The organism is Streptomyces sp. NPDC058375 (genome assembly GCF_042723425.1).
Lineage (GTDB): Bacteria > Actinomycetota > Actinomycetes > Streptomycetales > Streptomycetaceae > Streptomyces > Streptomyces durocortorensis.
In genome coordinates, this window is sequence record NZ_JBHXJG010000362.1 from 1 (window position 1) to 5,411 (window position 5,411).

At 69.8% G+C, this 5,411-nt stretch carries 4 protein-coding genes; 2 read left to right on the forward strand and 2 right to left on the reverse strand.

Features of this window, described 5'->3' with window-relative positions:
- Positions 1 to 456 precede the first annotated feature (456 nt).
- Positions 457 to 1,143 (reverse strand): DUF402 domain-containing protein, encoded by a 687-nt coding sequence (locus ACFWM7_RS33235; RefSeq protein ID WP_205083702.1) that lies wholly within the window; start codon positions 1,141 to 1,143, stop codon positions 457 to 459.
- A 104-nt stretch (positions 1,144 to 1,247) separates the two neighbouring features.
- Here ACFWM7_RS33235 and ACFWM7_RS33240 point away from each other — a divergent pair, with 104 nt between their 5' ends.
- On the forward strand, positions 1,248 to 2,144 hold the full coding sequence (locus ACFWM7_RS33240) for an RNA-guided endonuclease InsQ/TnpB family protein (RefSeq protein ID WP_383267952.1): 897 nt from the start codon (positions 1,248 to 1,250) through the stop codon (positions 2,142 to 2,144).
- A gap of 130 nt (positions 2,145 to 2,274) precedes the next feature.
- Here the strand turns inward: ACFWM7_RS33240 and ACFWM7_RS33245 are convergent, their stop codons facing one another.
- Positions 2,275 to 3,690: a class II fumarate hydratase gene (locus ACFWM7_RS33245; protein WP_383267955.1), complete on the reverse strand. Its 1,416-nt coding sequence runs from the start codon at positions 3,688 to 3,690 to the stop codon at positions 2,275 to 2,277.
- Between the two features lie 106 nt (positions 3,691 to 3,796).
- Here ACFWM7_RS33245 and ACFWM7_RS33250 point away from each other — a divergent pair, with 106 nt between their 5' ends.
- A complete protein-coding gene (locus ACFWM7_RS33250; RefSeq protein ID WP_383267957.1) occupies positions 3,797 to 5,350 on the forward strand; it encodes a ricin-type beta-trefoil lectin domain protein in 1,554 nt (517 codons plus the stop codon).
- Positions 5,351 to 5,411: the final 61 nt, after the last annotated feature.

Consider the following 5,411-nt stretch of genomic DNA (forward strand, 5'->3'; position numbering starts at 1 on the left):
GGGCCGGGTGCGCTCCTGCGGCCGGGCCGCGAGCGGCTGCCGGCCTTCGTGGGAGGTGGGGTGCTCCGTCACGCGTGGGATTCCGTCCGTCCGGGCCGGTTGTATGAGGCAGTCACCTCGTGGGGCGTTACTGTGCCCCGGCAAGCGCGGGAAGAACAACGGCTGTCACCGGATGCCCCCGATGAAGGGGCCGAAACCGAGCGCCGCGGAGATGGCCGACAGGCGACCCCGCCGGCGGCGGACGCGGCGAGCGGGCAGCGGACGGCGTGCATGTCTCCACCCCCTCGTAGTGGCTCCCGCGACCGGGCGGAACGTCCGGGTCCGTGGCCCGTCCCTCCGCCCGACCGGTGTGATGACTTGTGGTCAGTTCCGGTGTGGCGCCCGCTGGTTGCGGCTGTCGGTCCTCCGTACGACCGGACCTGCCGACCGGGCCGCCCGAAGGGTCTCTCCAGGGTCTCACGACGGCATACGGGCAGGGGTGCGGTCCCAGTCATCCGGAAGCGGCGGCACCTGCCACCGCGGATCGGGCCGCCAGTGCTCCCAGCCGTCCCGGAACGGCGACCCCCAGCCGGTGATCACCTCGACCGCCGCGAGCCCCGCCTCACGCACCCGGCGCGCCGTCCCCCGGTCCATCAGACCGACGTGCTGCGCCTGCGCGAACTCGTCCTCGTCGAGCCATTTCCAGCTCCGGTCGGGGTTCACGGAGATGTCGAGAAAGTGATCCTCGGAATCCACCCCTCCGGACCACCGGGTGCGGGGCTCCTCCAGATTCACGTACCAGTTGCGGAACATCCAGCCCCGGTCCCAGAACAGCCACACCGACCACGGATCCCCCGGCCGCGCCAGCTTCAGCACCCCGGACCCGAACCACGTCGAGCGGGCCGTGGTGCGCGGCGCGGTGTAGCGGGTGGCCAGCGGTTCGGCGTGCACCTGGGTGCCGTCCAGCAGCACCGGCCGTACGCACTCGGTGCCCGGGGCCATCCAGACGGCGAGCAGCTCGTCGGTGTCCTGCACGACGGTCACCGGACGGCAGATGTGCACGGGCGGGGCACCGGCTGTCCGGTGGGTCCGGCCGTTGTCGCGGTAGCGCCAGAGGATCCGGTCCCCCGGCGCCCAGCGCGCGCACTCTCCCGTGCCTGTCATCTTTTCCTCCTGTGTGGATACCTCGTGCCTTGGCTCGGGGAGGAACCACTGGGTGAAAGGTCGTGCTCCGACCCGCGGTTTGATCTTAAGTCGCGGCATAGTTTGTGAGCGTGACCGTGAATCAGGTGAAGCGGGCGTTCAAGTACCGCTTCTGTCCGACCGATGCGCAGGCAGCCGAGCTGTCGCGCACGTTCGGGTGCGTTCGCAAGGTCTACAACCTGACGCTCGCCGCACGGTCCCGTCCCCTTCCTGAAGGTGCATCCCCGTCGACCGTGACCGTGTCGCAGGACGCGGCCGGACGTTGGTTCGTCTCGATGCTGTGCGACGACGTTCCCGCACCGATGCCCGAAACGTTGAACGCTGTCGGGATCGACACCGGGATCACCTGCCTGGTGACGCTCTCCACCGGAGAGAAGGTCACCAACCCCCGGCATGAACGCAAGGACCGGGCTCGCCTGGCGAAAGCCCGGCGGAACCTGGCGAAGAAGGCCAAGGGCTCCAGTAACCGGGCGAAGGCCCGCCGGAAGGTCGCTGAGGTCCATGCCCGGATCGCAGACCGCAGGCGGGATCACCTGCACAAGCTGACCACTCGGCTCGTTCGTGAGAACCAAACGATCGTGATCGAAGACCTGACCGTACGCAACATGGTCAAGAACCATTCCCCGGCCCGCGCCATCTCGGACGCGGCCTGGACCACGCTGCGCGGCATGCTGGAGTACAAGTGCGCCTGGTACGGAAGGGACCTGGTCGCCATCGACCGCTGGTTCCCCTCCTCCAGGCTGTGCTCCGCCTGCGGAACCCTCCAGGGGAAAATGCCGCTGAACGTCCGCACATGGACGTGCGCGTGCGGTGCCACTCACGACCGTGACGTGAACGCCGCGAAGAACGTGCTGGCCGAGAGGCTCTCGGTGACAGTCTGTGGAGCCGGTGTAAGACCTCAACGGAGCACTCCGGGCGGGCAGTCGGCGACGAAGCAGAAAATCCCACGGCGCGAGCCGTAGGACTCCCCCTCCACTCAGGAGGGGGAGGATGCCAAGGAGAGATCTTACGGAGAGCGCCGAGCGGGCGCGCTGCCCCCGGCCCCGCTGCGACTCAGGTCACCCGGATTTCACCGGGCACCCCGCCCGGCGCTCAGGGACGCGTCATCCGCAGCACGTCCAGCGCCTCGTCGAGCTGTTCCATCGTCAGGTCGCCGCGCTCGACGTAGCCCGAGGCCAGGACCGTCTCGCGGATCGTCGTCCCGTCCTTCAGGGACTTCTTGGCGACCTTCGCCGCCTCCTCGTAACCGATGTACTTGTTGAGCGGGGTCACCACGGACGGCGAGGACTCCGCGTAGGCGCGGGCCCGCTCCACGTCGGCGGTGATGCCGTCGACCGTACGGTCCGCCAGCAGCCGGGAGGCGTTGGCGAGCAGGCGTACGGACTCCAAGAGGTTCTTCGCGATGACCGGGAGCATCACGTTCAGCTCGAAGTTGCCCGCAGCCCCCGCCGTGGCCACCGTCGCGTCGTTGCCGGTGACCTGGGCGGCGACCATCAGCACCGCCTCCGGGATCACCGGGTTGACCTTGCCCGGCATGATCGACGAGCCGGGCTGGAGGTCGGGCAGCGCGATCTCCGCGAGACCCGTGCGCGGACCCGACGCCATCCACCGCAGATCGTTGGAGATCTTGGTCAGCGACACGGCGATGGTCCGCAGCTGGCCCGAGGTCTCCACCAGGCCGTCCCGCGCGCCCTGCGCCTCGAAGTGGTCGCGGGCCTCGGTCAGCGGCAGCCCCGTGGCGTCCGCGACCTCCGCGATCACGGCCGCGGAGAAGCCGGGCGGGGTGTTGATGCCGGTGCCCACCGCCGTACCGCCCAGCGGCAGTTCGGCGAGCCGGGGCAGGGAGGCGCGCAGCCGCTCCACGCCGTAGCGGATCTGTGCCGCGTAGCCGCCGAACTCCTGGCCGAGGGTGACCGGGGTGGCGTCCATCAGATGCGTACGGCCGGACTTCACGACCTCCGCGAATTCGGCCGATTTCCGCCCCAGGGACTCGGCCAGATGATCGAGCGCCGGGATCAGATCGGCGGTCACGGCGGCGGTGGCGGCGATGTGGATGGAGGACGGGAAGACGTCGTTGGACGACTGGGAGGCGTTCACGTGGTCGTTGGGGTGGACCTCGCGGCCGAGGTGCTCGGTGGCGAGGGTGGCGATCACCTCGTTGGTGTTCATGTTCGACGAGGTGCCCGACCCCGTCTGGAACACGTCGACCGGGAAGTGCTCGTCCCAGCGGCCCGACGCGACCTCGGCGGCGGCCTCCTGGATCGCGCCGGCGATGTCCGGATCCAGCACCTTCAGCTCGGCGTTGACCTTGGCGGCCGCGCCCTTGATCCGGGCCAGCGCCTCGATGTGCGCCCGCTCCAGACGCTGCCCGGAGACGGGGAAGTTCTCCACCGCCCGCTGGGTCTGCGCACGCCACTTGGCGTGCGCGGGAACCCTCACCTCGCCCATCGAGTCGTGCTCGATCCGGAACCCGCTGCCGCCCGACGTGTCACCTGTTGTGTCGCCCATGGTGTTCAAACCTCCTGAAAAAGATGAGCACTTGTCTTGTTCTACGTATTCCCAAGTCGCCTACCGGCCAGTAAATACCGGGGGTAACCACTGACCGGGAGGCGCAATGAGGCGCACCAGCACCAGACTTCGAGGGCTCCGAAGCCTTCGCCGGCTCCGCTGTACGGTCGCCGCCACCGTGGCTCTCGCGGCAGCCGTCGGCGGTATGGCCGCCGCCGGACCCGCGGGCGCGACGGAGTCGGGTACCAGCTCTATCGCATCCACCCCTCTCCCGCCCGCGCTGGAAGCCGTCCGGGCCGCCGAGGCCACCCAGCTGTACGGCAGCCCCGCCGAGCGGCCGCTCGCCGAACGCAAGACCGGGCTGATCTCGCTCGGCGACAGCGAGATCTCCGGCGAGGGCGTCGGCACCTACGACCCCGGAACGAACGGGCCGGACAACTGGTGCCACCGCTCCCCGGAGGCCGCCATCCACCGCACGGGCATCGCGGCGGACCTCACGTACAACGTCTCCTGCTCCGGCGCCTATACCGGGAACATCAAAATCGGCGGAAACAAGCAGTACGCCGACGAGCTCGTGCAGAGCGACAGCCTCGCGATCAAGGCCCGCAACACCCGGATCAAGATGGTCGTCCTGGTCGCCGGGGCCAACGACGACCTCCAGTTCGGCCCGGTCATGACCGACTGCGTGGTGCGCTACATCAGCCTCCAGGGCCCCTGCGAGCCGAAGTACGCGGGCGGCTGGCAGGCCCGTGTCGACGCGCTCGTCCCCAAGGTCGAGGCGACGGTCCGCGACCTGCGGACGGTGATGACCGACGCCGGGTACGGAGACAACGACTACAAGCTCGTCCTCATGGGCTACCCGAGCCCGATCGGCCCGGACTTCCGCGACAACCCGAACTTCCCCGGCAAGCTGATCTGCGGCGGGCTCGGCTACGACTCCGACACCGCCTGGGGCCGCAACACCGCCGTGCCCGCCTTCCAGACCGGCATGCGCAAGGCCGCCGCGAGCACCGGGGCCTCCTACCTCGACAACTCCCGGCTCTTCCACGGCCACGAGGTGTGCAGCGAGGCCCCCTGGGCGCGCGGCCTCTACATCGACCTGAGCAAGCCCGGCCTGCCGGACGAGAACTCGGTCCGGCAGTCCTTCCACCCCAACGCGGCCGGCCACCGGGCCTTCGCCTCCTGCCTCACCCAGCTGTACGACTCCGGGCTGCGCGAGGCGAGCTGCGCCGACCCGGCGAGCACGGGAAACCCGGTCCTGACGCGAGCGGCCTGGGACGACGTGTTCACCCCACTGAAGAACGAGGCCACCGGCACCTGCGTCGACGTGCCCGGCTCGGTCACCCGTAACGGCACGGCGATCGGCGGCTGGGACTGCCACGGCGGGCGCAACCAGAACTGGTGGTACGACGCCGGTACGCAGACCCTGCGCACCGCGCTCAGCCACGACCGGTGCCTGGACGTGTCCGGTGCCAAGTACGACCCGGGCGCCACGCTCATCGTGTGGAACTGCGCGGGCGCGGCCAACCAGAAGTTCGTCCGGCAGGCGGGCACGATCCGCCCGGCCGCTGCGACGGGCCTCTGTCTGACCCTGGCGGGGGCGAAGGACCCGCTCAGGCTCCAGACGTGCGACGGCAGCGCGAAGCAGCGCTTCGCGTAGGCGCGTCCGGCGGGAGGCGGGTGGCGGGCCGTGCGCAGCAGACCGACCTGTTCCTTGGTGG